Annotated in this window: 26 protein-coding genes and 1 tRNA gene; 14 read left to right on the forward strand and 13 right to left on the reverse strand. The window is 62.6% G+C overall.

Annotated features, from left to right (window positions below; all coding sequences use genetic code 11):
- Positions 1–27 precede the first annotated feature (27 nt).
- Positions 28–1,332, forward strand: a complete 1,305-nt coding sequence (hisD, locus tag N0P34_RS07045; RefSeq protein WP_275606308.1) for a histidinol dehydrogenase — start codon at positions 28–30, stop codon at positions 1,330–1,332.
- A gap of 129 nt (positions 1,333–1,461) precedes the next feature.
- Positions 1,462–1,884, forward strand: coding sequence for a heme-binding protein (locus N0P34_RS07050; protein WP_275606309.1), 423 nt, complete (start codon positions 1,462–1,464; stop codon positions 1,882–1,884).
- A 376-nt stretch (positions 1,885–2,260) separates the two neighbouring features.
- On the opposite strand, the gene N0P34_RS07055 is transcribed toward N0P34_RS07050, so the two are convergent.
- The 7 genes from N0P34_RS07055 to N0P34_RS07085 form a co-directional block, all read right to left on the reverse strand.
- Positions 2,261–3,157: a phosphotransferase gene (locus N0P34_RS07055; RefSeq protein ID WP_275606310.1), complete on the reverse strand. Its 897-nt coding sequence runs from the start codon at positions 3,155–3,157 to the stop codon at positions 2,261–2,263.
- Complete coding sequence (locus N0P34_RS07060) at positions 3,154–3,996, reverse strand: sugar phosphate isomerase/epimerase (RefSeq protein WP_275606311.1); 843 nt, start codon at positions 3,994–3,996, stop codon at positions 3,154–3,156. The genes N0P34_RS07055 and N0P34_RS07060 overlap by 4 nt, the downstream gene beginning before the upstream one ends.
- A gap of 67 nt (positions 3,997–4,063) precedes the next feature.
- A complete protein-coding gene (locus tag N0P34_RS07065) occupies positions 4,064–4,543 on the reverse strand; it encodes a VOC family protein (RefSeq protein ID WP_275606312.1) in 480 nt (159 codons plus the stop codon).
- Between the two features lie 23 nt (positions 4,544–4,566).
- Positions 4,567–5,811 carry an ABC transporter substrate-binding protein gene (locus N0P34_RS07070; protein ID WP_275606313.1) on the reverse strand — a complete coding sequence of 415 codons (1,245 nt, stop codon included), beginning with the start codon at positions 5,809–5,811 and terminating at the stop codon, positions 4,567–4,569.
- 29 nt (positions 5,812–5,840) lie between these two features.
- On the reverse strand, positions 5,841–6,944 hold the full coding sequence (locus N0P34_RS07075) for an ABC transporter ATP-binding protein (protein WP_275606314.1): 1,104 nt from the start codon (positions 6,942–6,944) through the stop codon (positions 5,841–5,843).
- A gap of 3 nt (positions 6,945–6,947) precedes the next feature.
- The gene (locus tag N0P34_RS07080; protein ID WP_275606315.1) at positions 6,948–7,883 is read right to left on the reverse strand and encodes a carbohydrate ABC transporter permease; all 936 of its coding nucleotides are present in this window, start codon (positions 7,881–7,883) and stop codon (positions 6,948–6,950) included.
- Entirely contained in the window at positions 7,880–8,776 is an 897-nt protein-coding gene (locus N0P34_RS07085) for a sugar ABC transporter permease (protein WP_275606316.1), read from the reverse strand. Before N0P34_RS07085 ends, N0P34_RS07080 begins: the two co-directional genes overlap by 4 nt.
- 192 nt (positions 8,777–8,968) lie before the next feature.
- Here N0P34_RS07085 and N0P34_RS07090 point away from each other — a divergent pair, with 192 nt between their 5' ends.
- The 9 genes from N0P34_RS07090 to N0P34_RS07130 all read left to right on the forward strand — a co-directional run bounded on the left by N0P34_RS07090 (position 8,969) and on the right by N0P34_RS07130 (position 16,970).
- The gene (locus N0P34_RS07090; RefSeq protein ID WP_275606317.1) at positions 8,969–9,784 is read left to right on the forward strand and encodes an aldo/keto reductase; all 816 of its coding nucleotides are present in this window, start codon (positions 8,969–8,971) and stop codon (positions 9,782–9,784) included.
- A 105-nt stretch (positions 9,785–9,889) separates the two neighbouring features.
- Positions 9,890–10,330, forward strand: coding sequence for a VOC family protein (locus N0P34_RS07095; RefSeq protein WP_275606318.1), 441 nt, complete (start codon positions 9,890–9,892; stop codon positions 10,328–10,330).
- A 71-nt stretch (positions 10,331–10,401) separates the two neighbouring features.
- On the forward strand, positions 10,402–11,430 hold the full coding sequence (locus N0P34_RS07100) for a LacI family DNA-binding transcriptional regulator (RefSeq protein ID WP_275606319.1): 1,029 nt from the start codon (positions 10,402–10,404) through the stop codon (positions 11,428–11,430).
- Positions 11,431–11,741: 311 nt separating this feature from the next.
- Positions 11,742–12,137 (forward strand): cytochrome c family protein, encoded by a 396-nt coding sequence (locus N0P34_RS07105; RefSeq protein ID WP_275606320.1) that lies wholly within the window; start codon positions 11,742–11,744, stop codon positions 12,135–12,137.
- A 396-nt stretch (positions 12,138–12,533) separates the two neighbouring features.
- Entirely contained in the window at positions 12,534–13,325 is a 792-nt protein-coding gene (locus N0P34_RS07110; RefSeq protein ID WP_275606321.1) for a cytochrome c oxidase subunit II, read from the forward strand.
- Positions 13,326–13,400: 75 nt separating this feature from the next.
- Complete coding sequence (locus N0P34_RS07115) at positions 13,401–15,170, forward strand: cbb3-type cytochrome c oxidase subunit I (protein WP_275606322.1); 1,770 nt, start codon at positions 13,401–13,403, stop codon at positions 15,168–15,170.
- On the forward strand, positions 15,167–15,886 hold the full coding sequence (locus tag N0P34_RS07120; protein ID WP_275606323.1) for a cytochrome c oxidase subunit 3: 720 nt from the start codon (positions 15,167–15,169) through the stop codon (positions 15,884–15,886). The genes N0P34_RS07115 and N0P34_RS07120 overlap by 4 nt, the downstream gene beginning before the upstream one ends.
- Complete coding sequence (locus N0P34_RS07125; RefSeq protein WP_275606324.1) at positions 15,883–16,605, forward strand: heme-copper oxidase subunit III family protein; 723 nt, start codon at positions 15,883–15,885, stop codon at positions 16,603–16,605. The genes N0P34_RS07120 and N0P34_RS07125 overlap by 4 nt, the downstream gene beginning before the upstream one ends.
- Before the next feature lie 5 nt (positions 16,606–16,610).
- The gene (locus N0P34_RS07130; RefSeq protein ID WP_275606325.1) at positions 16,611–16,970 is read left to right on the forward strand and encodes a cytochrome C oxidase subunit IV family protein; all 360 of its coding nucleotides are present in this window, start codon (positions 16,611–16,613) and stop codon (positions 16,968–16,970) included.
- Between the two features lie 52 nt (positions 16,971–17,022).
- On the opposite strand, the gene N0P34_RS07135 is transcribed toward N0P34_RS07130, so the two are convergent.
- The 3 genes from N0P34_RS07135 to N0P34_RS07145 all read right to left on the reverse strand — a co-directional run bounded on the left by N0P34_RS07135 (position 17,023) and on the right by N0P34_RS07145 (position 18,058).
- A tRNA-Ile gene (locus N0P34_RS07135) sits at positions 17,023–17,098 on the reverse strand.
- Between the two features lie 101 nt (positions 17,099–17,199).
- Positions 17,200–17,403: a hypothetical protein gene (locus tag N0P34_RS07140; RefSeq protein WP_275606326.1), complete on the reverse strand. Its 204-nt coding sequence runs from the start codon at positions 17,401–17,403 to the stop codon at positions 17,200–17,202.
- 43 nt (positions 17,404–17,446) lie between these two features.
- Positions 17,447–18,058, reverse strand: coding sequence for a LysE family translocator (locus tag N0P34_RS07145; protein WP_275606327.1), 612 nt, complete (start codon positions 18,056–18,058; stop codon positions 17,447–17,449).
- A 187-nt stretch (positions 18,059–18,245) separates the two neighbouring features.
- Here N0P34_RS07145 and N0P34_RS07150 point away from each other — a divergent pair, with 187 nt between their 5' ends.
- Positions 18,246–19,835: an ABC-F family ATP-binding cassette domain-containing protein gene (locus N0P34_RS07150; RefSeq protein WP_275606328.1), complete on the forward strand. Its 1,590-nt coding sequence runs from the start codon at positions 18,246–18,248 to the stop codon at positions 19,833–19,835.
- Here the strand turns inward: N0P34_RS07150 and N0P34_RS07155 are convergent.
- Genes N0P34_RS07155 through N0P34_RS07165 form a run of 3 tightly spaced genes read right to left on the reverse strand, consistent with a single transcriptional unit; the run spans position 19,801 to position 22,809 of the window.
- Positions 19,801–20,862 (reverse strand): DUF4037 domain-containing protein, encoded by a 1,062-nt coding sequence (locus tag N0P34_RS07155; protein WP_275606938.1) that lies wholly within the window; start codon positions 20,860–20,862, stop codon positions 19,801–19,803. The genes N0P34_RS07150 and N0P34_RS07155 overlap by 35 nt on opposite strands.
- Complete coding sequence (locus tag N0P34_RS07160) at positions 20,771–21,832, reverse strand: phosphotransferase (protein ID WP_275606329.1); 1,062 nt, start codon at positions 21,830–21,832, stop codon at positions 20,771–20,773. Before N0P34_RS07160 ends, N0P34_RS07155 begins: the two co-directional genes overlap by 92 nt.
- A 35-nt stretch (positions 21,833–21,867) precedes the next feature.
- Positions 21,868–22,809, reverse strand: coding sequence for a nucleoside hydrolase (locus tag N0P34_RS07165; RefSeq protein WP_275606330.1), 942 nt, complete (start codon positions 22,807–22,809; stop codon positions 21,868–21,870).
- Between the two features lie 129 nt (positions 22,810–22,938).
- On the opposite strand from N0P34_RS07165, the gene N0P34_RS07170 reads away from it, so the two are divergent.
- Both N0P34_RS07170 and N0P34_RS07175 read left to right on the forward strand, forming a co-directional pair.
- A complete protein-coding gene (locus tag N0P34_RS07170; RefSeq protein WP_275606331.1) occupies positions 22,939–24,159 on the forward strand; it encodes an AI-2E family transporter in 1,221 nt (406 codons plus the stop codon).
- An 84-nt stretch (positions 24,160–24,243) separates the two neighbouring features.
- Positions 24,244–26,085 carry a monovalent cation:proton antiporter-2 (CPA2) family protein gene (locus N0P34_RS07175; RefSeq protein WP_275606332.1) on the forward strand — a complete coding sequence of 614 codons (1,842 nt, stop codon included), beginning with the start codon at positions 24,244–24,246 and terminating at the stop codon, positions 26,083–26,085.
- The last annotated feature ends 29 nt before the right edge of the window (positions 26,086–26,114 follow it).

A 26,114-nucleotide genomic window follows, 5' to 3' on the forward strand; every position in this document is an offset into this window, starting at 1 on the left:
CAGCCTTTCCATGCTGGAGGATAGTTCATGCCGATTTGGCTCAAGCGCGGTAAAAATGTCGAGGAGCGGGCCGATGCCGACCGGCAGGTGCGCGCCACGGTCGAGGCCATATTGTCGGACATCGAAAAACGCGGCGATGCGGCGATCCGCGACCTCTCGATCAAGTTCGATAAATGGGATCGGAAAGATTTTCGGCTGACCAAGGCCGAGATCGACGAGTGCATCGCCCAGCTTTCGGACGAGGATATTCGCGACATCGAGTTTGCGCAGACCCAGGTGCGTAATTTTGCGCAGAAGCAGCGGGACACCATGCTCGATCTCGAGGTGGAAACGCTGCCGGGCGTTATTCTCGGGCACAAGCATGTGCCGATCAGCGCGGTAGGGTGTTATGTGCCGGGGGGCAAATATCCGCTCCTGGCCTCGGCGCATATGTCGGTGCTGACGGCCAAGGTGGCCGGATGCCCGCGCGTGATCACCTGCGCGCCGCCGTTCAACGGCAAGCCGGCTCCCGCGATCGTTGCCGCACAGGCCATGGCGGGGGCGGACGAAATTTATGTGCTCGGCGGCATCCAGGCCATTGGCGCGATGGCCATCGGGACGGAGAGCATCGACCCCGTCGACATGTTGGTGGGGCCGGGCAATGCCTTCGTGGCCGAGGCCAAGCGGCAGCTTTACGGGCGCGTCGGGATCGATCTCTTCGCCGGGCCGACCGAGACGCTGGTCATTGCCGACGAGACGGTGGATGGCGAGCTCTGCGCCACCGATCTGCTGGGGCAGGCCGAGCATGGGCCGACGTCTCCGGCAATCCTGTTGACCAATTCCGAAAAGCTGGCGCGGGAGACGATGGCGGAAATCGAGCGGTTGCTGGAAATCCTGCCAACGGCCGATATCGCGCGGAAGTCTTGGGCCGATTATGGCGAGGTGATCGTCTGCGAGTCTTATGAGGAAATGCTGGCCGAAGCCGATCGCATTGCCTCCGAGCACGTCCAGGTTATGACCGACAGGGACATGTGGTTCCGGGACAATCTGCGCAATTTCGGGGCGCTGTTCCTCGGGCCGCGCACCAATGTGGCCTATGGCGACAAGGTGATCGGCACCAACCACACGCTGCCGACGATGAAGGCGGCGCGCTATACGGGCGGGCTGTGGGTCGGCAAATTCCTCAAGACCTGCACCTGGCAGACGGTGAAGACCGACGAGGCCTCGGCGATGGTGGGCGAGTATGGCTCGCGCCTCTCCATGCTCGAAGGGTTCGTTGGGCATGCCGAGCAGGCCAATATTCGCGTGCGGCGCTATGGCGGGCGCAATGTGCCTTATGGCGGCAAGGCATAAGCGCAGAACAAGGCAGCGCAAACAATCTGTTCGCGGGGGCACGCGGCCCTTGCTCATTGGCCCCTTGTTGGCCTAGGAGCAAGCTAAGGCCCAGGGCATATTGTATAACTGTATTACAGGAGACTATCGATGCTGACGCTCAAGCGGATCGACGTTCAGGACGCGCAGGTGCTGCTCAAGGGTGCACAGGAAAAGGCGCGGCAGATCGGCGTGCCGATGTGCATCGCCATCACCGATGAATCGGGCAATCTCATTGCGTTCGAGCGCATGGATGGCGGCAAGATCACGTCCATCACCATTGCCATCGACAAGGCTTTTACCGCTGCCGGCGCACGCAAGGCGACTGGCGATTATGGTACGGCCAGCCAGCCCGGTTCGCCGGCCTACGGCATCAACTCGGCGATCAATGGCCGGTTGATGGTGGTGGCCGGTGGCCTGCCGATCATCGTGGATGGCGAAGTCGTTGGCGGCATCGGCATCAGCTCGGGTTCGCCCGCGCAGGACACCGAAGTGGCCCAGGCCGGTATCGACGCGTTCCTCGCCAGCCTCTGAGGCAAGCGGGGAGGGGCATTGCCCCTTCATGGCCAGAGAGACCAAGGGGACGAGGCGCGCGCTTCGTCCCTTTTCTTTTGGCCAGCGGACAAGTCCAAGACGCCCGTTGAGGATGCGATCGGCGGAACGTCGAGCGGCAGCCGCTTGCGCAAATTATGCTTCTGGAGTGGGCTGTGGCTATGTCGACGGCAAGCCCGTGTCCAGTGGGCTTGTGGCTGCCGTGATCAGCGAGACCGGGGATAGGGGCGCTGCAGCATAGGCGTTTCGCGACGTGCCGGCTGGCCAACCGGACCCAAATTTCCAATCGTGGTGCAGGACGGGTAGTGCCCTCCGTGACCATGGGCTGGGCCGTATCGGTCGATGCCGCCGGCAGGGGTCAAGGCCTCTCCAGCCACGACAATGCGGAGGTGAGCATTTCCTCGATTTCGGTGCTGTTCCCGCTCTGCGCGCAGACGGCGAGTTCCCAGAGGCGATGATAGCCTGTCAGCGTACGGACGCGCTCGCGATCGATCGACAGCCCGGTCACCCGCTCATAATGGCCGATGATGCGCTCGGTCAGGTCCCAGCTGATGAAACTCGAATAAACGAACTCCTGATGCCGCTGCCCGATGCCGGAATCGGCGAAGTCGTACATGCCGTTAAGCGTGCCGGTCGCGTGGTCGAAGGCCATGTTCCAGCCGTGGCCATCGAAAAAGCCATAGATCTCATCCGGTTCGGCACTGGCAGTCGCCGCATAGACTTCGATGATCTGGCGCGCCTCGGCGCGGATATGCACCGGCAGAAGCGGCAGCGCGATTTTATCGACTGTTTGCGCGGGCAGCCATGCCTCGACCGGGACAGCGCCCGCAGCCCGCGCGGCGGCGGGGTCTATGGCGTGAATGGCCGCGTAAAAGTCAGCAAGAGCGGCGGCCAGCCGATCGCGCCGGGCTTCGGAGAGCCTTTCGTATTGAGCGGTGACCAGGTGTTCGCCGGGCAGGACGAGATGCTCGCTGAACGGGGCCGGGTGGCCATGGAGCCGCATATCGGGGACGGGGAGGGGGCTTAAAGGACGAACGAGGGCAAGGATGTCCACTTCGCGCCGCAGCGCTGCGAGGGCGTTGGTCTGGCGCGGAAACTTGAACAACCGCCCGGCAGTCTCGATGGCAACGGAATCCCAGCCGCTTCTGTGAAAGCGAAGGTTCTGGCGGTCCGTGTCCGGATAGAGTTCGCAGATGGCCGCTGCCATCTCTTCCTCGTCCCGCCAGACATGCTGATCACGGGAAGGCTGCGTCATCTGAACCGGAGGCCTGCGCCCGCTGCGATGCCGAAGAGCCGGTCCCGGGCGGTGGCGTAGTCGGGTCCATCGAGGTGTTCAAGCATCAGCGGAACCTCGAAGGGCATGGCGTCGAGGCAGCGGAGATAGGTGGGATAGTCGAGATTGCCCTCGCCGATCATCACCTCGTCGAGATGGAGCGCCGCCTGATGGTGCAGCTTGATGTCCTTGGCGTGGCAACTGACGATATGGGGCCCGAGCTTTTCGAAGCACTCCCGGATCAACCGGCCGGTGTCGAAATAGGTCCGCGGGGTCATGACCAGGTTGACCGGGTCAAGATGGGCGGCGAAGGCGGGGCGATCGATGGCGCGGATGAGGTCGAGATAGGCGTCGACGCTATCGGGCAGGGCATATTGCATCATCTCGAGCGCAAAGCGGGCGCGCGTCGGCTTTACCCGATCGATGATGTCGCGCGCCGTGGCGACGGTTGCGTCAAAGGCGTCGGCGGAGAGGTTTTTGGGGTGCGGCGCGTAGTCGGTGCCGGCGGCGAAGGAGCCGATATAATTGACCGCACATTTGGCGCCGACAGCATCGGCGAGCGCCAGGAGATTGCAGGCGCGGTCGATATTGGCGCGGCGAACGTCGTCTTCGGGGGTCAGCAGATTGCACCATATGCCGACCTCCGCGATCATCACGTCGGCCTGGGCAAAGCTTTTTTCGATGGCAAGCTGGCGATCCGTGTCAAAGAGATCGCAGGGCGGGCAATAGGCGGCGGAATAGCCGAAATCGCGATGGGCCCGCGCGAAGGCCTCAGGGTCGTCTGATCCCACGGGAAGTCCGTGCCCACCCAGCCTGATCATGCCTGTCTCCATAATTGGTGGATGCGGCGCCGCTCTGGGATAAGCGGCGCCGCCGGGAGGATCCGCCTTAGGTCTGCGGCTCCTTGTCCTTATCCCATTCGAGGAGCTCTATGATTGCTCCCAATTGCGCGGTGCTGTCGAAATATTCGTAGCGCCCGTCGCTGCCTTCGAACTCGCCATGCTGGATCATGGGCAGTCCCTTCTCCTCCAGAAAGGCACGACGATTGGTCATGTTCCTGGTGCGGAAGGCAAAGTGGTGGAACCCCGGGCCCTTTTCGTTGAGCTGGTCGCGCCAGGTGCTGGGCTCGGGGCCCGGCTCGAGGAATTCGAGATCGATATTGCCAAAGCGGAAAAGGGCCAGGCGGAAGGTGATGGTGGCGGGCTTGCCGAGATAGGTCGCCTGCGCAATTTCGGCTTCAGCCGATTTGCCCTGATGGGCCGGCTGCTTGCCGGTGAGATCGGCAAACCATGCCACTGATTTTTCGAGATTGTCGGTGATGAAGCAGAGCTGCATCACGGCATCCTCGTCGAGCAGACGTTTATCCAATTGCCTGGTCCTTTACCTGGTCGTTAGCCAAAGATGGCGTCGTGTTCGTCCACGAGCGTGTCGATGACGTCGTCGGCGGTCTGATTGGGGTCGCTCCAGAACGAGAACATCGTGTTCCAGAGAGCCTGGTTCCAATCGGAGTCGATGATGTTGAAGGGGTTCTGCACCGTGCCATCTGGCACTTGCAGCAGCTCGATCACCACCTCATTGCAGGGGTCGAGCACATCGGCCGGGGCATCGAGGCGCGCCGGCGTGGCGCCCTTATACATGGCGAAGGTGCCGGAAACCTTCGGGTCGAGCGCGGTCGCCGCGAAGGTCAGTTCGGCCTGGGTGGCTTCTTCCGACTGGCCGCCGAGGAGGCCGAAGGCGTCCGAAGTCACCGGAATGGCCTTGGCGCCGGGGATCGGGATGCAGCCGAAATCGACGCCCGGTACCTTGCCCGCCGCCTTCCATTCGCCCTTCATCCAGTCGCCCATGATGTGCATCAGGGCCTTGCCGGTGATGACGGTATTGGTCGTCTCGTTCCAAGGGCGGTTCTGCGCCTCGGGCCCGGCTTCCTTGGAGAAGGCGCGCACGACGTCGATGACCTTGCGGAATTCGGGGGTGTCAAAGGCGGTGACATCGGGCTCGGGGCCATAGATGCGGTTGTAAATGTCCGGGCCGGCGATGGCTGCGGTCATGGCGTGGGTCAGGTAGCCGACCTGGAAGGCCTGGCTGCCGACGGCGGCGGGCGCAAAGCCGGCAGCGCGCACCTTGTCGAAATCGGCGAGCATCTCGTCGATCGAGGTCCAGTTCTCGGGATTGACCCCGGATTTTTCGGCCACTTCCTTGCTGAAATAGACCATGCCGTCGAGATGGAGTGCCACCGGCACCTTGACGAACTTGCCATCGACCTGGCTGAGCTCGCGCACGACCGGGGCGAGGTTATCGGCAATGCCGGTTGTGGTGTAGAGCTCGGTGAGGTCGAGTGACAGGCCGATATTGGCGAGGTCGCGATAAACGCCGGGATTAGACTCAACGAAGGCGTTCGGCGGATTGCCGCCCGTCACCATGTTGACGAGGCTGACATTGACGCCCGAATTGTGCGGGATCGCCAGGTCCTTCCAGCTGATGCCCTTTTCGGCCAGCGCATCACGCAGGCTGCCCAGCGCCGAGACTTCCGCCGGGGTCGACCAGCCGTGATAGACGACCAGCTCCTGGGCGAGCACCGCAGGCGCGGCCCCCATGAGCAGCGCGGCGGTGAGGCCGAGCATGGATGTACGAAGCATTGTCATTCCTCCCTTTTGTGATGACGTGCTTACAGGCGTCGCCCAGTGCGGGCGTCGAAGACATTGGCGCGGCCCTTCAGGAAGCTGACCGACATGGTTTCGCCCTGCCGTGCCGCATGCAGTTGCGAGGGGTCGAGCCTTGCGGCCAGAAGCTTGCCGCCGGTGCGGAAATAGACGGTGGCGTCCGAGCCGGTGCGTTCGCCATATTGGACAGGCAGGGCAATCGTGCCGGCGGCATCGGGCAGGATGACGCCAAGCGGCCCGAAATGCTCCGGGCGCAGGCCAAGGACGATCTGGGCGCCATCATTCGGGCGGTTCATGAACGGGTAGTCGGACAGGTCGATGCCGCCCACCGCACCCTCGACTTCGGCCAGGATGCGGGCGCCGTCGACCTTGAGCCTTGCGTCCAGCATGTTCATCGCCGGCGAGCCGATGAAGCCGGCGACAAAAATGTTGGCGGGTCGCTCGTAAATCTCGTCGGGCGTGCCGAACTGCTGGATCACCCCGCCATCCATGACGGCGATCCGGGTGGCCATGGTCATGGCCTCGATCTGGTCATGCGTCACATAGACGATGGTGGGGTTGAGTTCGTCGTGCAGTTTCTTGATCTCGAGCCGCATTTCGGTGCGCAGCTTGGCGTCGAGGTTGGAGAGCGGCTCGTCAAAGAGGAATACGCCGACCTTCTTGACCAGCGCCCGGCCGATGGCGACGCGCTGGCGCTGGCCGCCCGAGAGTTCGGCCGGCTTGCGGTTCATCAGTGGCTCGATCTGCAGGAGCTTCGCCGCCCAGGCGATCCGCTGCTCGACTTCTTCCGGGGGCAGCTTGCTGGCGGAAAGACCGAATTTGAGGTTTCCACGAACAGTCTTGGTCGGATAGAGCGCGTAGGATTGGAACACCATGGCGAGGCCCCGGTCCTTCGGATCGAGATCGGTAACGTCGCGATCGCCGATGGTGATGCGCCCGTCCGTCACCTCGAGGAGCCCGGCCAGGAGGTTCAGGAGCGTGGTCTTGCCGCAGCCCGAGGGGCCGAGAAGAACCAGGAAGTCGCCGTCGTCGATGGACAGGTTCAGATCGTTGAGAACCGTGATCGCTCCATAAGACTTCACGATGTGCTCGAAGCTGACACTTGGCATGGTTTACCCCTTGATCGCGCCGGCGGTGATGCCCTGCACAAAGAACTTGCCGAGGAAGAAGTATATGACGAGCGGCGGGATGGCCGTGAGCAGCGCGGCCGCCATGTTCTCGTTGTAGACGACCTCGCCGGTGGTGGTGATGACCACATTGGCCAGGATCACCGTCATCGGCTGCGTGCCGAGCCCGCCAAAGGTGAGGCCGACGAGGAAGTCGTTCCAGATCGAGGTGATCTGCATGATCAGGACGACGATCAGGATATTGCCCGACATCGGCAGGATGATCTCGAAGAAGGTGCGCCAGAACGAGCCTGAGTCCATCATGGCCGCGCGCATGATCTCGTTGGGAATGTCCTTGTAGTAATTCCGGAAGATCAGCGTCAGGAGCGGCATGGAGAGGACCGCGTGGACGATGGCGATACCCCAGACCGTGCCGTAGATCTTGAGCATGCCGGACAGCACGATCAGCGGGATCATGATGATCTGGAAGGGCACGAAGGCGCACATGAAGAGCAGGAACATGAAGGGGCCGGCCCAGCGCACATTCCACAGCGCCAGCGCATAACCGGTGACCGAGGAGATGGCGAGGGAGAGGATCAGCGAGGGAAAGAGGATCGCCAGCGAATTGACGAAACCGACCTTGAGCCCGTTGCAGTTGATCCCCGAGCAGGCGTCGTTCCAGGCCGTGAGCCAGGGCTGGACGGTCCAGACTTCGGGCAGGGAGAAGATTTCCCCGAGCCGGATCTGGTCCATGGTCTTGAGCGAGGTGACGACGATCACATAGAGCGGCACGCAGAAAAAGGCGGCGCACATGGTGAGGAAGACGAGGATGGCAATCGAGCGGGGGCGAATGCCCTTTTTGCGGCGCGGGAAATAGACCGGCCTGGCTTCGGTTGTGGCACGTTCGATGGCGGTTCGCCCGGTAACGGAAATCTGGCTCATGCGGCGACCCTCCCGCTGCGACGCTGCTGCCAGACGGTCAGGAGGACCATGGGCAGGAAGACGGCCGCCGTGATCAGCAGCATGATGACTGCAGCGGCGGAGGCGTAGCCGAGGTTCGACTTCTGCCAGTAAGCGCTGATGGTGAAATAGGCGGGCACCCAGGTGGATTGCCCCGGGCCGCCATTGGTCATGGCGACGACGATGTCATAGGCCTTCACCACGCCCAGCGAGAGCAGGATGGCGCAGGTCAGAAAGGTGAACCGCATCATCGGAATGACGATCTCGGTGTAGAATTTCCAGGTCGAGACGCCGTCGAGGCGCGCCGCGCTCCAGATCTCGGTATTGATGCCTTTGAGCCCTGCGAGCATGAGGGCCATGTAAAAGCCCGAGCCCTGCCAGACAGAGGCGAGGATGATGCCGTAAATGGCGGTGTCGCCGCTCGCGAGCCAGTCGAAGCGCAGCCAGGTGAGGCCGATGGAGTGGAAGAAGGCCTGTAGCCCGAGATTGGGATCGAACAGCCAGCGCCAGGCCACGCCCGTAACAATCAGCGAAACTGCCAGGGGATAGAGAAATACGGTGCGGAAGAAGCCCTCGCCGCGCTTCTCGCGATCGATGAGGCAGGCGAGAATGAACCCGAAGCCAATGGCCAGCGTGCTTCCAACGCCCAGGATCAGCAGGTTCTTGAGGGCGATCAGCCAAGCGTCGTCGTTGAACAGACGCGCATATTGCCGTCCCCATTCGGACCAGTCGATCTCGTAGTCGGGAAAGCGGCGACTGCGCGTCAAGCTGATATAAATGGTCCAGACCATCGACCCCAAAAAGGCCACCATGGTGATGGCCACAGCCGGCGTAAGGGCGAGCTCTGGCGCCCATCGGCTCCACCGAATGCGCATTGGTCCTCCTTTCACTCCACCTCCTCCAGGTGAAGCGCTCCCAGTTGCGCCGGTTGATCCGGCTTGTTGCAACAAAGACGTATTACCGGTAATCTAAGTATAGCCAAAGCACGGCGTCAACCCACAATTTAGTGGTGGTCCCAACGTCGCGAGACGGCGGGCGCCGGGGTGGCAATGAGGGAGGAAAGACTATTGAAGACGACGCAGTACGGCATGCCGCTGATGGGGCTTGGAACATTCGGGCGAACCGGTGCCGAAGGGCGTGACGCCATCCTGGCAGCGCTCGAAATCGGTTATCGGCACATCGACACTGCCCAGACTTACGAGACGGAAGGCGAATGCGGCGAGGCGTTCCGCCTGTCGGGTTTGAAGCGGTCCGATATCCACTTCACGACCAAGATCTCGACCGAGAATTTTGACCCCGGCGCGCTCGTGCCGTCGCTGCGCAGGAGCCTCGATCGGCTGGGCCAGGACCAGGTGGACCTGACGCTGCTTCATTGGCCATCGCCGCGCGGCAAGGTGCCGCTGGAAGTCTATGTCGAGCAGATCGGGGAAGCGCAAATGCTTGGTTTAACCAGGAATATCGGCGTTTCCAACTTTCCGATTGCTCTGCTCGATGCGGCGCAAGAACTGTTGGGAGACATTCGGATCGTCAACAACCAGTTCGAATGCCACCCCTATCTCCAGAACAAGGCCCTGGTCGATCACTGCCGCAGGACAGGTGTGTCGGTGACATGCTACCTGCCCATCGCGCGGGGCAAGCTTGCCGGTGATCCGGTGCTGGAGCCTTTGGCCAAATCGAAGAACTGCAGTGTCGAACAACTCGCCCTTGCCTACAATATGGCGCGTGGGCTCAGCGTCATTCCGGCCTCTGCAAACCCTGATCGGCTGAGGACGAATTTCGCGGCGCAGGCCCTGGAGTTGACCGAGGCGGACATGGCCATCATCGGCGGCGTTGAGCGTGGCACGCGCTATATCGACTTCGACTGGGCGCCCCAATGGGATTGATCGAGACCGATTGACGCCGCGACGTTAGTCGTATTACCGGTATCGCAGTTTGGCAGGCCAGCGGAGAACAGGTCGCCGACAAAACCGCACAAGAGGGAAGAGAAAATGCAGGGAATTGTGGGCGTCGGTCACGTCGCCATCAAGGTCACCGATCTGGATCGGTCGCTCGACTACTATCAGAAGCGGCTGGGGTTTCCGGAAATGCTGCGCCTGTTCAACGATGACGGCACGCCATGGCTGGTCTATCTGCGGATCACGGACGAGCAATATCTGGAAATTTTCCCGGGCGCGGAAAACGACAGAGCACCGGGCTGGAATGCCAATGGAGTCAACCACATCTGCTTCACCATCGAGGATCTCGACGGCACCGTGGCGCGGATCGAGGCGGCGGGCATCACCTTGCTCTCCCCGATCAAGGATGGCCTCGACGGCAATCGCCAGGCCTGGCTCGAGGATCCCGACGGGAACCGGATCGAGCTGATGGAAATGTCCCCCGATTGCCTGCAATTGCAGGCCATCAGGCGTCTCCACGCGGAAACTGTCTAAGTCTTGTGCGGCGCGTTGGCCGGATATAAGCAATCCGCCGGCCAGGCCGGCGGATTTTCGACGAGGTAGTGATGAACAAGTCCGGTTACAGGCTATCGGACATCGCCGAGCGAACCGGATATTCCAAGAATACGGTTTCGCTCGCCCTGCGCGACAGTCCGCGAATATCGGAAGCGACGCGCCTCGTTATCCGGCAGGCCGCCGACGAGCTTCAATATCGGCCGAATTATTTCGCCAAGTCCTTGAGCAGCCGGACGTCGAGGACCATCGGCCTGCTGCTCGCCGATATCTCAAATCCCATCCTGACCGAGACTTCCAAATCGCTCGAAACCGAGCTGGCCACCCATGGCTACGGGACGCTGTTTGCCACGGCAAACAGCACGCTCTCCGAGGAAGTCGCGGCCGTCGAGATGTTCCGCTCCCGCCAGGTCGATGGAATCCTCGTCTATCCGACGCGCGACCACCGCAACTATCAGCACCTGGTGGAGATGCGCAAAAGCGGCTTTCCGCTGGTCATGCTCATCCCCGGCGAGAATATTGGCGTGGACATGATCAGTGTCGATGAAAAGCGCGGCGCCTATATCGCAGTTCGCCATTTGATCGATCTCGGACACACGCGCGTGGGGACGATCGACGGCAGCGATCCCAGGGGCAATCGCCACAAGTTCGACGGCTATCTGCAGGCGCTGGCCAGCGCGGGCATTCCCTTTGACCCCGCCTTTCAGGTGGACCCGCGCGGATTTACGCCAAAATCGGGCTATTGGGCCATGGACGCGCTGATGAGCGCGCGGCGGCGGCCGACTGCAGTGTTCGTCGCCAACGACTACATCGCCATCGGCGTCATGAAGTGGTGCCTCAAGCATGGCCTGTCGGTGCCTGGAGATGTCGCCATCATCGGCTTCGACAATCTCGAGGCCGGGGAATATCTCAGCGTCACGCTCTCGACCGTGAGCTACAAGACAGAGGATATTACCCGGATGGCCGTGGAGAGGCTGCTGCGCCTGATCGACAGCCCCGGAAACCTGCCCGACCCGCGCGTGACCCTGTTCGAACCTGAACTCGTCATTCGCGAGAGCACGGGCGGGGCGCGCGAAGCCTGAGGCTGCGCGCCGGCGGGCAGGTCCCGCGCGGTGTGGCCAGGGTGGGGCGGGGCAGGCTCAAGCGGGCAAAAGCAACGACAGCTGTCGCGTGCAGACCTAGACGAGCATGGAGGGCGTGAGATTGCGGCGTTTCATGCGTGGCCGATCCGTGTCGTTGCCGCTCTTGTCTCTCCAGCGTGCATGTGGCTGCAATTGTGTTATTGTGGCCTTATGCGCCGTCACCAAGATGGCCATGCGTCGCTCGGCCGTAGTCCGTTTTGCGGCAGAGATACCGACGGCGGTTGCACAAGCGACAATGGTGGAGGACTTGAATGGGTATCCGCACTCTTGCAATCCTGATTGGCGTGCTCCTGACGAGCGCGAGTTCGGCCCAGGAGGTGGGCGACGCTGCGGCCGGTGAGGCCGTGTTCAAAAAGTGCATAACCTGTCACGCGGTCGGCGATAACGCGCGCAACAAGGTCGGGCCGGTGCTCAACGGCGTCGTGGGGCGAACTGCCGGCACATTCCCTGAATTCCGATATTCGGAAGCGATGGTGAAGGCCGGCGAGGGCGGCTTGACCTGGACCCCTGAAAATCTCGCCAAATATCTGCATTCTCCCAAGGAACTCGTGCCGGGCAACAAGATGTCCTTCGCCGGGCTCAAGGAGCAGGCCGATATCGATAACGTCATAGCCTATCTGGCAACGATGCCGGCGACGCCCCAATAATCGCCATGTGCCGCCGGGCCAGGGCGCGGCGACACTGAACGACTATTCTATCCCGCAACAGTCCATCGCTGGTTGCGGCGGGCATTGCTTTGGGATGAAGGATGGGTTGGGTCGTCCGGCGTTTACTTGCAGACAAGCGCCCGGAAAATTTTGGTATTCGCAAAGCAAGTTGACATTCTCGCTGGCGAATGACAGCCTCGATTGCGTGGGTTGCTGGCCCCATTGCTTGCAGCCCATTTGTCTTGTGTCGCTTCTGTTTCTGCATTCACTCGCCCGGAGCGTGGATATGCGAACGAAACCGCGACATGACGGCTGCTCAAGCCGGCGGGGACATCACCTGATCGGGCTGGTCTCCGCGCCCCCAAGCTCCTCCTCCCGAAGCGAGGTGAGAGCGCGATGGTAGTCGCTGTCATTTTCATCCTCATTGTCGTCGGGTCGCTGGTGTTTCACTTCGCCAGCCCCTGGTGGTTTTCCCCGCTGGCCTCGAACTGGAACTATATCGACGACACCACTGTGCTGACATTCTGGATCACCGGGCTGGTCTTTACCGCGGTGCTGCTGTTCGTCGCCTATTGCCTGTTCCGCTTCCGCCACAGGCCAGGTCGAAAGGCCGCCTATGAACCCGAGAACAAGCGGCTCGAAGGCTGGCTGACGGCGATCACCGCCGGCGGCGTCATCGCCATGCTGACCCCCGGCCTCTTCGTGTGGGCACAGTTCGTCCAGGTTCCGGAAACGGCCACGGATGTCGAAGTGATCGGCCAGCAATGGCTTTGGAGCTTCCGACTGCCCGGCGCCGACGGCAGGCTTGGCGCCGCCGACAACCGGCTGGTTAGCGCCGATAACACGCTTGGCGTCAGCCCCGACGATCCGTTCGGTCAGGACGATGTGCTGATCGAAGGCGGGGACCTCATGCTGCCGGTCGATCGCCCCGTGCGCTTCCTGCTGCGCTCGATCGATGTGCTGCACGATTTCTACGTGCCCCAGTTCCGGGCGAAAATGGACATGATCCCCGGCTCGGTCACCTATTTCTGGATAACGCCGACCCAAACCGGCAGCTACCAGATCCTTTGCGCCGAACTCTGCGGGGTGGGGCATCCCTATATGCGCGGCGTCGTTAACGTCGTCACCGATGCAGAATACCAGGACTGGCTGACGTCACAGGCGACATTCGCCGGGACTTCGTTGTGAGCGTCGCAAGCGAAGGGTCGTGCCTATAAGGGCGGCTTGAAGACCGCCGGGAAGATCAGTGTTGAGGAGGAGCGCATGGCCGACATCCCCCATGACGCGAGCGACATCGTCCCGCCCGCAGAAGTCGAGGAGATGGAGCTCTACCACCCGCATGGCTGGTGGACGAAATATGTCTTCTCGCAGGACGCCAAGGTCATCGCCGTGCAGTATGCGGCGACGGCGCTGGGAATTGGTTTTGTGGCGCTGGTCCTGTCCTGGCTCATCCGGCTGCAGCTGGGTTTTCCCGGCGTCTTCGACTTCATCGACGCCGACCGCTACTACCAGATCATCACCATGCACGGCATGATCATGGTGGTGTACCTTCTCACCGCGCTGTTCCTCGGCGGCTTTGGCAATTATTTGATCCCGCTGATGGTGGGGGCGCGGGACATGGTGTTCCCCTACGCCAACATGCTCAGCTACTGGCTTTACCTGCTCGCGGTGCTGCTCCTCGTGGCCAGCTTTTTCGTGCCGGGCGGGCCGACCGGCGCCGGCTGGACGCTCTATCCGCCGCAGGCAATCCTCTCCAATACCCCGGGCCAGCAATGGGGCATCATGCTGATGCTGGTGTCGTTGATCGTCTTCATCATCGGTTTCACCATGGGCGGGCTCAACTACACTGTCACCGTCCTGCAGGCGCGGGCGCGCGGGATGACGCTGATGCGGCTGCCCCTCACGATCTGGGGCATATTCGTCGCCACCGTCATGGCGCTGCTGGCGTTTCCGGCGCTGTTCGTGGCCGCCGTGATGATGCTGTTCGACAAATATCTTGGCACCAGCTTCTTCATGCCGACGCTGGTCGAGATGGGCGAGCAATTGAGCTATGGCGGGGGCAGCCCGATCCTCTTCCAACACCTGTTCTGGTTCTTCGGCCACCCGGAAGTCTATATCGTCGCCCTGCCGGCTTTCGGTATCGTCTCCGACCTGATCAGCACCCATGCGCGGCGCAATATCTTCGGCTATCGGATGATGGTCTGGGCCATTGTGGGCATCGGAGCGCTGAGCTTCATCGTCTGGGCGCACCATATGTATGTCAGTGGCATGAACCCCTATTTCGGGTTCTTCTTTGCCACCACGACGCTGATCATCGCGGTGCCGACGGCGATCAAGGTCTATAATTGGGTGCTGACGCTCTGGCGCGGCGATATCCATTTCAACCCGCCGATGCTCTTCGCGCTTGGGTTCATCGTCACCTTCGTCAATGGCGGTTTGTCAGGCCTGTTTCTTGGCAATGTCGTCGTCGATGTGCCGCTCTCCGACACGATGTTTGTCGTCGCCCATTTCCATATGGTGATGGGCGTGGCGCCGATCCTCGTCATCTTCGGGGCCATCTATCACTGGTATCCCAAGGTCACCGGCCGAATGCTGGGCGACGCCATGGCCAAGTTCCATTTCTGGGTCACGTTCCTGGGCGCCTATCTCATCTTTTTCCCCATGCACTATCTGGGCCTGATGGGTGTGCCGCGGCGCTATTTCGAGTCCTCCGACATCGACATCATGCCGGCTTCGGCGCATGGGCTGAACGTCTTCATTTCGGTGATGGCCTTTGTCGTCGGCTTTGCGCAGATCGTCTTCGTGTTCAACCTCATCTGGAGCCTGCGCCACGGCAAGGCCTCCGGTCCCAATCCCTGGCGCGCCACGACGCTCGAATGGCAGACGCCTCAAACCCCGCCGGCGCATGGCAATTGGGGCGATGAACTGCCAAACGTCTATCGCTGGGCCTATGACTACAGCGTGCCCGGCGCCGCCGAGGACTTCATCCCGCAAAACGTGCCCGGCGCCCTTTCGAGGGGAGACACGACATGAGCGCGGTCCTCGGGTTCATCGCCATCATGACACTCATCGTCGGCTGGTGGTTCGCCCAGCAAGGCCTGGCGGTCAAACCGTGGTTGCAGGTGGACGGACCCGCCGGAGCAATCCAGCGGGACGGCCCGCGCTATGTGCCGGCACAAATCGGACTGGGGGTGTTCCTGGCGGTGGTCGGGTCACTGTTCGCGCTGCTGATCACGGGATATCTGCTGCGCTCGGAGGGGGGCGACTGGCGGGCCATGCCGCTGCCGTGGCTCGTCTGGCCGAATACGCTCGCCCTTGTGGCCAGTGGCGCAGCCCTCGAATGGGCCCTGTCGGCGGCGCGGGCCGGGGCGCTCGACAAGGCGCGCAGCGGCGTCCTCGTGGCCCTTGCCGGAACGGCACTGTTCCTCGTCGGCCAGTTCGTCACCTGGCGGATGCTTGCTGCCAGCGGCAATTTCGTCAATTCCGGCCCCGCGGACAGCTTCTTCTATCTCATGACCGCGGCCCATGGCCTGCACATCATCGGGGGCATGGTCGCCCTGGCGCGCAGCCATGACCGGATATTGCGCGGCGAAAGGCTCGACCGCATCCAGATCAGCGTTGAGCTATCGACTATCTACCTGCTGTTCATGCTGTTCGTGTGGGTCTTGCTGCTCATGGTCCTCTCCGGCGGGGCGGCCGAATTCCTTGCCCTTTGCGGCCAGATCCTGTTCGATGGAGGTGTCCCATGAGCGATCCAGCATTGCCCCCGGGGCACGCACCCACGGTCCAGGCTCCCGGCTGGCGCGGCATCGTGGCCGATTGGTCCTCCGACCAGCGCTCCTTCAAGACCGCCTCCTGGGGCAAGGTGATGATGTGGGTGTTTCTCTTGAGCGACACCTTCATCTTCGGCTGTTTCCTGCTCTCCTACATGACAGCCCGCATGTCGACGACCGTGCCTTGGCCCAATGCCAGCGAGGTCTTCTCGCTCGAGATAGGCGGCACCCACATGCCGCTCCTCCTCATCGCCATCATGACTTTCGTGCTCATCACCTCAAGCGGCACCATGGCGATGGCGGTCAATTTCGGCTATCAGCGCGACCGGCTCAAGACCGCGGTACTGTTGCTGCTGACCGCTGCGCTCGGGGTGACCTTCGTGGGCATGCAGGCCTTCGAATGGAGCAAGCTGATCAGCGAGGGCGTTCGTCCGTGGGGCAATCCCTGGGGCGCCCAACAGTTTGGCGCGACCTTCTTCATGATCACCGGCTTTCACGGCACCCATGTCAGCATCGGCGTCATTTTCCTGCTGATCACGGCGCGCAAGGTGTGGCGCGGCGATTTCGACACCGGGCGCCCCGGCTTCTTCACGTCCCGCAAGGGGCGCTATGAAATGGTCGAAATCATGGGCCTTTACTGGCACTTCGTCGATCTGGTCTGGGTCTTCATTTTTGCCCTGTTCTACCTGTGGTGAGCCCGATGACACATAACGCGACTGCCGCCGCACCCCCGGCCTCCGCCCACACCGACACCCAGCAGCATCCGATCCGGCTATATCTGGTGGTGTGGGGCTGGCTGTTCATCCTCAGCGTCGGCTCCTACATGGTCGATATCCTGCAGTTCCAGGGCCTGTTGCGCTGGGGGCTGATCCTGACGCTGATGCTGCTCAAGGCGGGGCTGATCGTTTCGATCTTCATGCATATGCGCTGGGAGCGGCTGGCGCTGAGCTACGCCATCCTCGTTCCGCCGGTCCTGATCCTGGTGTTCGTGGCACTGATGTCGCTGGAGGCCACCTACACGCAGATGACCCGCGTCCTGTTCCTCAACGGAACGACGTAGAGCGCTCCCGGCACCCGGCTCCGAGGGCATGTTTTGGCGCGCGCTTGGAAAATGGTGGGCCCACCAGGACTCGAACCTGGAACCAGACCGTTATGAGCGGTCGGCTCTAACCATTGAGCTATAGGCCCCTAGGTAGCCTCTTAGCAGGGGCGTGGGTGGTGTCAAAGGGTTTGGTGGAAATCTTGCCTGGTTTTTCGCGGCACTCGCCCTGGGCGCTCGCGAGGGGCGATCAGGCGGTCTTGGACATGCGCTGAAAGGCGACTTTTGCCACCACATTGCCCTTGCCAATGGCCTCATTGGTCTTGATGGACATCATCGAATTGGCGGTGGCGGAAAACTGCTGGACACGCGCGAAGCCTTCCTTGCGGGCACTTCGGTAGTACTCCATCTGCTGCCAGCGCGTCATTTGGGAGATTTTACTGATGCTTGCCATGAGCACAGTCTGGCGCGCAAAAGTTAGCGGGGATTTAACAGGGCTAGTGCTGGAAGACGACGAGGCCGGCGGCCCCGGCCATCATGGCGCCGGCAGTCTTGTTGAGACGGCCCAGGGCCTTTTCGCTCCTGAACATTTCGCGCGCGGCAGAGGCGAGCCAGGCATAGCCGCAGCCGATCAGCAGCAGGACCACCACCACGATAATCGTCAGCTCGATGAAGGCGACGGGGTTCATCTGGTCGAGCGGGATCACGGTGGGGAGGATGGCGAGATAGAAGACGATGGTCTTGGGATTGCCCATGGTCAGGGAAAAACCGGCCAGGAAGGTTTTCCAGGGGTCTTCATTCTTGGGCTTCATCTGTTCGGAGCCGGGACGGGCAGTCCAGAACTTCCAGGCGATGAAGAGGAGATAGGCGGCGCCCGCCCAGCGGACGATGACAAAGATGGGCGCGAAATAGGTGGCGATGGCCGCCAGGCCGAAGACCGCGAAGACGAAATAGACGAGATCGCCGGCGAGGATGCCCAGCACCATTGGAAAAGCGCCCTTGAACCCGCCGCCCAGAGCGCGGGCAACGACCGCAGCGACGCCAGGGCCGGGTACCAGCACGGCGATAGCATAGGCGATGGTGAAGGCGGCGAGGGTGAAGAGGTCCATCTGGCGGCGTCCGGCTGGGCAGAATGGCCACACTCCTACTCCCGACTGACCGGATTGGCCAGAGGCCGGTTGACGCTGGTTTCGGCTGCGCTATCTATGATGAACCGCAATTCGACCGGATGGTGCCCAATGGAACGCTTCTCCACCGCAATGCCGACCTGCCTTGCCCTTGGAGAATTCTCGTTCCATGCCTCAATCCCTGACGATTTCGCAGCTTTCCTATATCGGCCCTGACGGCCAGAAGCTCTTTTCCAATCTCGATCTGACTTTTGGCCCAGGGCGCACAGGCCTTGTGGGGCGTAACGGCGTGGGCAAAACCACGCTGCTCAGATTGATTGCGGGTGAACTCGTGCCTGCCGCCGGCACGGTAAGCCTTACAGGCCGGCTGGGCATTTTGCGCCAGCAGGTGCAACCGGCCGCGGGAGAAACCATCGCCGATCTGTTTGGTGTTCGAGAAGGCCTGGCCTTGCTCGAAAGGGCGACGAATGGCACCGCCGATGTCGATGAGCTTGCCGATGCCGACTGGACACTGGAGCCGCGGTTGGAGGCGGCGCTGGAAAAACTTGGCCTGGCGGTGGGGCCGGACACGGCACTTTCGACGCTCTCGGGTGGGCAGCGGACACGGGCGGCGCTGGCCGCATTGGTGTTTGCCGAGCCGGATCTGATCCTTCTCGATGAGCCAACCAACAATCTCGACGCCGAGGGACGGACCGCAGTGGCCGATATGCTGGCAGGGTGGCGGGGGGCGGCTATCGTCGTCAGCCATGATCGCAATCTGCTGGAAAATGTCGATGCTATCGTCGAGCTGACAAGCCTCGGCGCCAAATATTACGGCGGCGGCTGGAGCCAGTATCGGGAGCGCAGGGCGCTCGAGCTGCAGGCGGCAGAGCGGGACCGTGACGTGGCCGAGCGGGAGGTGCGCGAGGTGGCGCGCAAGGCGCAGGAGGCGCGCGAAAAGCAGGCCCAGCGCGATGCCGGCGGGCGGCGCAAGGCGGCGAAGGGCGATATGCCAAAAATCGTACTCGGCGGGCTCAAGCGTCGCGCCGAGGAGACGGCGGGAGGGCTCGATACTCTCGCGGAAAGGCAGGCCGAGACCGCGCAGGAGCAGGCCCGGGCGGCGCGGGAGAGAATCGAAATCCTCACCCCATTCGCGGTAAAACTGGCGCCGACGCACTTGCCGCGCAGCAAGGTCGTGCTGCGGGCGGTGGGGTTGAGCGGGGGCTATGACCCTGAGCAGCCGGTCATCCGCGATGTGTCGTTTGAAATCGTCGGGCCGGAGCGGGTGGCGATCACCGGCGACAATGGAACTGGCAAGACGACGCTGCTGAAGCTGCTGACGGGGAGCCTAGCACCGAGCGCGGGGAGCGTGCAGATGGGCGGGCCCTTTGCATTGCTCGACCAACAGGTGGGACTCTTGCAGCGGGAGGCCAGCATCGTCGACAATTTCCGCCGGCTCAATCCGGAGAGTAGCGAGAATGATTGCCGGGCCTTGCTCGCCGCATTCAGTTTTCGCGCGGATGCGGCACTGCAGGAGGTGGGAACGCTGAGTGGCGGGGAAATGCTACGGGCCGGGCTGGCCTGCGCCGTCGGCGGGAAAACGCCGCCGATCCTGCTGGTGCTCGATGAGCCCACCAATCATCTCGATATCGACGCGATCATGGAGATCGAGGCAGGGCTGCGGGCCTATGACGGGGCGCTGCTGGTGGTGAGCCACGACCGGGCGTTTCTCGAGGCCATCGGAATCACGCGGGAAGTGCGGCTGGGGGAGGGCCGCTAGGGCCCGCAAGGAGCGGCTCCATGATGCGCTGGGACAGGGCGGCGTCTTCGAGGAGGGGCGTGAGATCGGTGACTTGGTCAAGCGAGCCCATGATGGGCAAATTTCCGAGTTCCGGATCGGTGATGGCCGCCAGGAGTGCCGCAATGGCATCGTCGGCATTGATGGTGGCGAAGGGGCGCTCGTGATAGGGGCCGACGATGGGCTCGAAGACGCCTATTTCGAGCCGGTTCTGGCTGTGGGCGAGCTCGAGATAGGCCGCTGCGAGGGCTTCGCCGCGCGGTTTCCATTCGGATGCGGTGAGCGCCGCATGCATATGCGGGGACAGGCGCGCGGCGATGGGGAGCCTGGCGAAGGCGCTGCCGATCCATTTGGAATAGGGGGCATATCTTCGTTCGAGCAGGAAGCCCATGCGGATGATGTCCCGCGCCAGACGGGCCGCGATGATGCGGGATCCGAGATCGTCCCCGACCTGGCCGGTGCGGCCGACAAAGGCCTGTTCCTCGGCGATGCGCCGCCATTGGCACGCGAGCTTGTAGAGCCAGACATCGTGCGGGAAATAGGCCATGGCGTCGCGCGCTTTGCTCAGGCGGCCATCGTCGTCGTGGAACACGGCGCCGGCGGTGAAGGCGAGGAGTTTTTGTTCGGCAAAACCAAGCCATTGGCGGGCGGTGATTGCGTCGAGGGAACGCAAGCCGAGATGGGCTTCGAGCCGGGCTTCGAGAGTGTGGATTTCCAGGCCATGGGCTATGGCGCCTGCGGATTCTGGGCCGTTGGCGGCAGGATGGGGCCGGCTGCGCCAGCCGATGGGCTCACCGAGATAGGTCTGTGGCGCGACTTCGGCAAAGGCATCGACCAAATGCCTGGCATGGGTGGCAAAGTCCTCGGCTGTCACGATCAGATGGACCCGGGGCCCCCAATTGTGATCCCGCGACGTTTCATCGTCGAAGCCCAGCAGCTCCGATCCGTATCCGATGAGGGCAGCCGCGTGGGGCAGGTCCGGAGCGGCCTTGGCGAGCCAGGGCCGCACGATCTCGGCGTAGAAGCGGCGCGATAATTCTATGCCTTGCATCAGATCGGCTCCGCTCCCCAGGATTGCGGCTGACAATTGATGGATCGTGACCTTCGGTCAAGCGCGGTGGGCGGAGCCTTTGTTCCTGGGGCCCGCTCAAGGCGGCGGCGATGGTAGCGCAGCGGTGGGTGGCCCATTCAACCAGCCGGGTATCTGCATCGGCCTGGGCTTCTGCGCGGATCTGGAGGCCGATGCGCAATTGGTAGCGGAGAAGACGCGCGGCATCGGCCGAACGATAGGGTTCGTTGACCTCGATGTAACTGCACTGGGCCTCCATGCAGTCGAGCCAGGGACGCCAGAAGAAGAGATTGGCAAGGTCGTAGGCGGGATCGCCTGTCATCGCCTCGGACCAGTCGAGAACGGCGCTGATCCTGCCATCGGCCACGAGAACATTGTTGGACCCGAAATCGCCATGGACGAGGCCATGGGGCGCGCCATAGTCGAATGCCTCCAGCAGGGCGAGCCATTGAGGTGGGCCCTCTATGCTCAGGATGAAGTCGCGCCAGGATGAAAATCCGGCCTTGCCCTGGGCGCTGAAAGGGCCATAGCCGGTGACAGGACTGATGTCCGAGGCCGCGATGACGTCCATCATGGCGCAGACAGCCGGAGCAATCTCCCTCGTAGCAGTTCCCAAGGATTGGAGCGTCCGGCCAGGGGCCTTCTCGGAAATGCAGGCCCAGCCATCGCCGATGGGCAAGATGTCGAGCACGATTGGGGCCAGCGTGGTCGGCCAGCGGCTTGCCACCAGCCGGTCTTTGTCGAAGCCGTCACGTGTGGAGGCGGCCCGAACGACAACGTCCCGGCCGTCCACACTGGCAGAGAAGGCCTGGCTGTCGTCCCCTTCTTCCAGCTGCGAGAGGTGGAGGAAGGGGCCGTAGGCATCCCGCAGGAAGCGACCTATTTCAGGGATCGAAAATCTGGTCTTCATGAGCAGCGAGCTCCCTGCAGTTCACGCCGGGATCGTCACGGCAGGCGCGCCAATCTCTCTGTGAGGAGCTTGTAGAAGCCGTCGGCATTGCCGGTGCGGAGGAATGTGGCGTTGTGGGGTTTTCCGGTGACGTGCCAATAGTCGGCGACGGTCATGCCCAAGGTCAGCTCGCTCGCCGTTTCGATGGCGACGTGGCAGGCGCGGCCCTCGAACAGGTCGGGCTGGAGCAAATAGGCGATGACGGTCGGATCATGGAGCGGAGCGCCGGTCCAGCCGTATTTCTGCAGGTCAAAACCTTCCGAAAAAGTCAGCATCTCGTAGACGGCCACACCGGTGCGGTTGCCGAGGCCCTTGATGGCGGCGAGGCGCGCGGGCGTCGACTGGATCATATGAGTGACGTCGAGCGGCTGGATGGTGATCTTCATGCCCGAGCGCATGACGATATCGGCGGCTTCGGGGTCGACATAGATGTTGAATTCGGCCGCCGGGGTGATGTTGCCGACCTCGAAATAGGCGCCGCCCATCATGACCAGCTCCTGCACGCGCTCGGCGATGCGCGGCTCCTTGACCAGCGCCATGGCGATATTGGTCAGTGGCCCCAGCGTACACAGCGTGATGGTGCCCGGCTCGGCAGCCATCAGCGTGTCGATGATGTAGTCGACGCCGTGCTGGGCCTCCAGGGGAATGGTGGGATCGGGCAGGTCAGGACCGTTGAGGCCGGTATCGCCATGGACGTGTTCGGCGGTGACCAGTTCGCGGCGCATGGGGCGGGCGCAACCGGCATAGACGGGGATATCACGACGGCCCGAGAGCTCGACGACCTTGCGCGCATTATTGGCATTGTGGTGAAGGCCCACATTGCCGGCGACGGCCACGATGCCCAGCACGTCCAACTCTTCGGGGGAGGCGAGAGCCAGAAGAATGGCGACGGCATCGTCCTGTCCGGGATCGGTGTCGATGATGATCTTGCGAGACATTTATAGTCCTTGAGAAGAGCTGGCCGGCGCGCAGGGGGCGCGGCCAGAGGGTGTCGGGCGCGGCGTGGTCGAGGAACATTCCCCGAAGCCGGGCGTTTCTCATCGTGTCCTGATTCCCGCAGAATTGTCATGTTCAGCCGTCGTCATTCCGGTCGTGCCGAAGCCATGAGCGAAAGCCAGTTCGAGCGCCTGCTGAGTAATGCGGCGCAGCTGGCAATCGTTGGCCTGGGGCTGGCGGCGCTCCTGCTTGTGCTGCAGGCGGGGCAGGTGATCCTCGCTCCGGTAACCCTGGCGATCGTCGTCGGGTTGATGTTCGGGCCGGTGGCCGACCGGGTCGAGGCCTGGGGCATACCCTCGGTCGTGTCCGCGGCACTGGTGGTGCTCCTTCTCATCGGCGTGATCGCGCTCGGCGTTGCGATGTTCGCCGTGCCGCTGAGCGGGTGGGCGGCGCGGGTGCCCGTCATCTGGGAAAGGCTGCAGCACCAGATTGCCAATTTCCGCGAACCGCTGGAGAGCCTGGGTGACCTCCAGGGGCAATTGTCCTCTATTTTCGGAAACGGCGAGGGAATGACCGTCAAGGTCGACGATGGCAGCACGGTCACCGATCTCGCCATGATCGCCCCGGCCATCCTGGCGCAGGTGTTGATCTCCCTCGCGAGCCTTTACTTCTGTGTCGCCACGCGCGAGCAGATCCGCGTGTCCATCCTCTCGCTCTGCGTCACCCGGCGCATGCGCTGGCGCACCGCACATGTGTTTCGGGATGTGGAGCACAAGGTCAGCCGCTACCTGCTCTCGATCAGCGTGATCAATTTCTGCCTCGGATGCGTGGTGGCCCTGACCATGTGGGCAATCGGCATGCCATCACCCCTGCTCTGGGGGGCGCTCGCGGCGGTACTGAATTATATTCCCTATATCGGGCAGGCGGTGATGATTGCCTGCCTGCTCGTCGTGGGACTTGCCACCGAGACCAGTCTCCAGCAGATCGTGCTACCCGTGCTCTGCTACATGGCGATCAACTTCATCGAGGGACAGTTCGCGACGCCGCATTTCATCGGCCACACCATGACCCTCAATCCCTTTTTGATCTTCCTGTCGATCACCTATTGGCTGTGGGCCTGGGGGCCGATCGGAGGGCTTGTCGCGGTTCCGACGCTGCTGATCGCAAGCTCCTTGCTGGCCCATATTTTGCCCAGCAAGCCGATTGCGCCAAGGCGGCCGGTGCGGCGAACGGGGACCATGTCACCGCGCGAGGAATTGCTGGCCAATGCGGCCCAAGCCATCAAGGAGCAGCGAGAGGACCAGCAGGACGGCAAATCCGCGCCCGCCAAGCCAGCCGAAAAGCCTGCATAGCCGAAGGCGACAGGCAGCCATGCAATGGAAATTCTTGACGCCCGTTCTCCGTGGGCACAATTTCCGATTCCCAAGGAGTATGCGATGGCCGAAGAATTGCTGGAAAGCGTCAATCACGCGGCCCATCACGGAGTTGACCTGGTCCCAATTGTCATCCTGCTGGCCGCCGCGGCTATCGCGGTGCCGCTGTTCAAGCGGCTGGGGCTGGGCTCGGTGCTGGGATACCTGGCCGCAGGGCTCCTGCTCGGGCCTTCCGGAATCGATGTCGTGACCGATCCCTCGGCGGTGCTGCAGCTGGCCGAGCTCGGCGTCGTCATGTTTCTCTTCATCATCGGTCTGGAGATGGAGCCTTCGCGCCTGTGGGCGCTGCGGCGGCAGATTTTCGGCCTTGGCGTCATCCAGGTCGGGGTGTGCGGCGCCTTGCTGACGGGCGTGGGGATGCTGCTTGGCTTTGCGCCGGTCGTCGCCTTCGTTTTCGGCATGGGCTTTGTGCTGACCTCGACCGCCATCGTCATGCAGATGCTGGGCGAGCGAGGGGAACTGGCCAGCGAAAGTGGGCAGAAAATGGTGTCGATCCTCCTGCTCGAGGATCTGGCCATTGTTCCGCTCCTCGCCGTGGTGGCGCTGCTGGCGCCCAGCGCGGGCGAGACGGGCTGGGCCACGCGCCTTGCCGCCATCGGGGTCGCGGTGGGTGCCGTCGCGCTGCTGATCTTCCTCGGCAGGCGGATCATGAACCCGTTCTTCGGGTTCCTGGCGGCAACCAAGGTCCGCGAGGTGATGAGCGCAGGGGCGCTGCTCGTGGTGCTCGGCGCGGCGCTGCTGTTCCAGGCGACCGGATTGTCGATGGCCATGGGGGCGTTTCTGGCCGGCGTCTTGCTCTCGACATCCACTTTCCGTCACCAGCTCGAAGCCGATATCGAGCCATTCAGGGGGCTCTTGCTGGGGCTGTTCTTCCTGGCGGTGGGGATGTCTCTCGATCTTGGCGTGGTCGCCGAGAACTGGCCGGTCATCGCCGCCGGCGTCGTCGCTGCCATGACCGTCAAGGCGGTGGCGATCTACATCATTGCGCGCCTCATGCGGTCGAGCCATGGCGAGGCGCTGGAAAGGGCGGTGCTGATGGGGCAGGGCGGCGAATTTGCCTTCGTGCTCTATACGACCGCCGCCAGTGCGGGGCTGATCGACGGGCCATCCAACGCCATATTCACCGCCACGGTCATTCTTTCCATGGTGCTGACGCCGCTGCTGGTCATCCCGATGCGGCGGTTTGCACCCAAGCGCGTCATGTCGATGGACGGGATCGAGGAGGTGAACGGCCTCAGCGAACGGGTGCTGCTTATCGGGTTCGGGCGTTTCGGACAGATCGCCAGCCAGCCTTTGCTGGGGCAGGGGCACAGAATATCGATCATCGACAATGACGTGGAGATGATCCGGGCGGCGGCTCAATTCGGGTTCAAGGTCTATTATGGCGACGGCACGCGACTCGACGTGCTGCACGCAGCCGGGGCGGACAGAGCTGAACTGGTGCTGATCTGCGTCAACGAACCCAAGAACGCCACTCTGATTGCCGAGCTGATCCGGGATCATTTTCCGATCGCCAAGGTGATGGCGCGCGCCTTCGACCGGGGACACGCGATCGAATTGCGCGAGATCGGCGTCGAATACGAACTGCGCGAGACGTTCGAATCGGCGGTTCGGTTCGGGGCGCAGGCGATCCGCATCATGGGAGCCACGGAAGTGGAAATCGAGGATGCGACAGAGGGGGTGCGGACGCGCGACCGGATGCGCTTCGAGGCGCAATTGCTGGGCGATCTGCGCCAGCAGGACCTGCTGCTTTCAAATGCCATCGACCAGGCCCGGGAAGGCGGGGTGGATGTCGACCCCCAGGCCGCCGAAGCAAATGCGAAAGCCAGCACGCAGAGCCACTAACAAAACGTGGCTGCGCGGATGGGGGCTTT

Origin of the sequence: Devosia sp. FJ2-5-3 (genome assembly GCF_029201545.1) — a bacterium.
Lineage (GTDB): Bacteria > Pseudomonadota > Alphaproteobacteria > Rhizobiales > Devosiaceae > Devosia.

What these genes read in the sequence shown, in the direction of transcription:
- hisD (WP_275606308.1), top strand. Translation starts at nt 28, where the DNA reads ATGCCGATTTGGCTCAAGCGCGGTAAAAATGTCGAGGAGCGGGCCGAT.
- N0P34_RS07050 (WP_275606309.1), top strand. Translation starts at nt 1,462, where the DNA reads ATGCTGACGCTCAAGCGGATCGACGTTCAGGACGCGCAGGTGCTGCTC.
- N0P34_RS07055 (WP_275606310.1), bottom strand. Translation starts at nt 3,157, where the DNA reads ATGACGCAGCCTTCCCGTGATCAGCATGTCTGGCGGGACGAGGAAGAG.
- N0P34_RS07060 (WP_275606311.1), bottom strand. Translation starts at nt 3,996, where the DNA reads ATGATCAGGCTGGGTGGGCACGGACTTCCCGTGGGATCAGACGACCCT.
- N0P34_RS07070 (WP_275606313.1), bottom strand. Translation starts at nt 5,811, where the DNA reads ATGCTTCGTACATCCATGCTCGGCCTCACCGCCGCGCTGCTCATGGGG.
- N0P34_RS07075 (WP_275606314.1), bottom strand. Translation starts at nt 6,944, where the DNA reads ATGCCAAGTGTCAGCTTCGAGCACATCGTGAAGTCTTATGGAGCGATC.
- N0P34_RS07080 (WP_275606315.1), bottom strand. Translation starts at nt 7,883, where the DNA reads ATGAGCCAGATTTCCGTTACCGGGCGAACCGCCATCGAACGTGCCACA.
- N0P34_RS07085 (WP_275606316.1), bottom strand. Translation starts at nt 8,776, where the DNA reads ATGCGCATTCGGTGGAGCCGATGGGCGCCAGAGCTCGCCCTTACGCCG.
- N0P34_RS07095 (WP_275606318.1), top strand. Translation starts at nt 9,890, where the DNA reads ATGCAGGGAATTGTGGGCGTCGGTCACGTCGCCATCAAGGTCACCGAT.
- N0P34_RS07100 (WP_275606319.1), top strand. Translation starts at nt 10,402, where the DNA reads ATGAACAAGTCCGGTTACAGGCTATCGGACATCGCCGAGCGAACCGGA.
- N0P34_RS07105 (WP_275606320.1), top strand. Translation starts at nt 11,742, where the DNA reads ATGGGTATCCGCACTCTTGCAATCCTGATTGGCGTGCTCCTGACGAGC.
- N0P34_RS07110 (WP_275606321.1), top strand. Translation starts at nt 12,534, where the DNA reads ATGGTAGTCGCTGTCATTTTCATCCTCATTGTCGTCGGGTCGCTGGTG.
- N0P34_RS07115 (WP_275606322.1), top strand. Translation starts at nt 13,401, where the DNA reads ATGGCCGACATCCCCCATGACGCGAGCGACATCGTCCCGCCCGCAGAA.
- N0P34_RS07120 (WP_275606323.1), top strand. Translation starts at nt 15,167, where the DNA reads ATGAGCGCGGTCCTCGGGTTCATCGCCATCATGACACTCATCGTCGGC.
- N0P34_RS07125 (WP_275606324.1), top strand. Translation starts at nt 15,883, where the DNA reads ATGAGCGATCCAGCATTGCCCCCGGGGCACGCACCCACGGTCCAGGCT.
- N0P34_RS07130 (WP_275606325.1), top strand. Translation starts at nt 16,611, where the DNA reads ATGACACATAACGCGACTGCCGCCGCACCCCCGGCCTCCGCCCACACC.
- N0P34_RS07140 (WP_275606326.1), bottom strand. Translation starts at nt 17,403, where the DNA reads ATGGCAAGCATCAGTAAAATCTCCCAAATGACGCGCTGGCAGCAGATG.
- N0P34_RS07145 (WP_275606327.1), bottom strand. Translation starts at nt 18,058, where the DNA reads ATGGACCTCTTCACCCTCGCCGCCTTCACCATCGCCTATGCTATCGCC.
- N0P34_RS07150 (WP_275606328.1), top strand. Translation starts at nt 18,246, where the DNA reads ATGCCTCAATCCCTGACGATTTCGCAGCTTTCCTATATCGGCCCTGAC.
- N0P34_RS07160 (WP_275606329.1), bottom strand. Translation starts at nt 21,832, where the DNA reads ATGAAGACCAGATTTTCGATCCCTGAAATAGGTCGCTTCCTGCGGGAT.
- N0P34_RS07165 (WP_275606330.1), bottom strand. Translation starts at nt 22,809, where the DNA reads ATGTCTCGCAAGATCATCATCGACACCGATCCCGGACAGGACGATGCC.
- N0P34_RS07170 (WP_275606331.1), top strand. Translation starts at nt 22,939, where the DNA reads ATGTTCAGCCGTCGTCATTCCGGTCGTGCCGAAGCCATGAGCGAAAGC.
- N0P34_RS07175 (WP_275606332.1), top strand. Translation starts at nt 24,244, where the DNA reads ATGGCCGAAGAATTGCTGGAAAGCGTCAATCACGCGGCCCATCACGGA.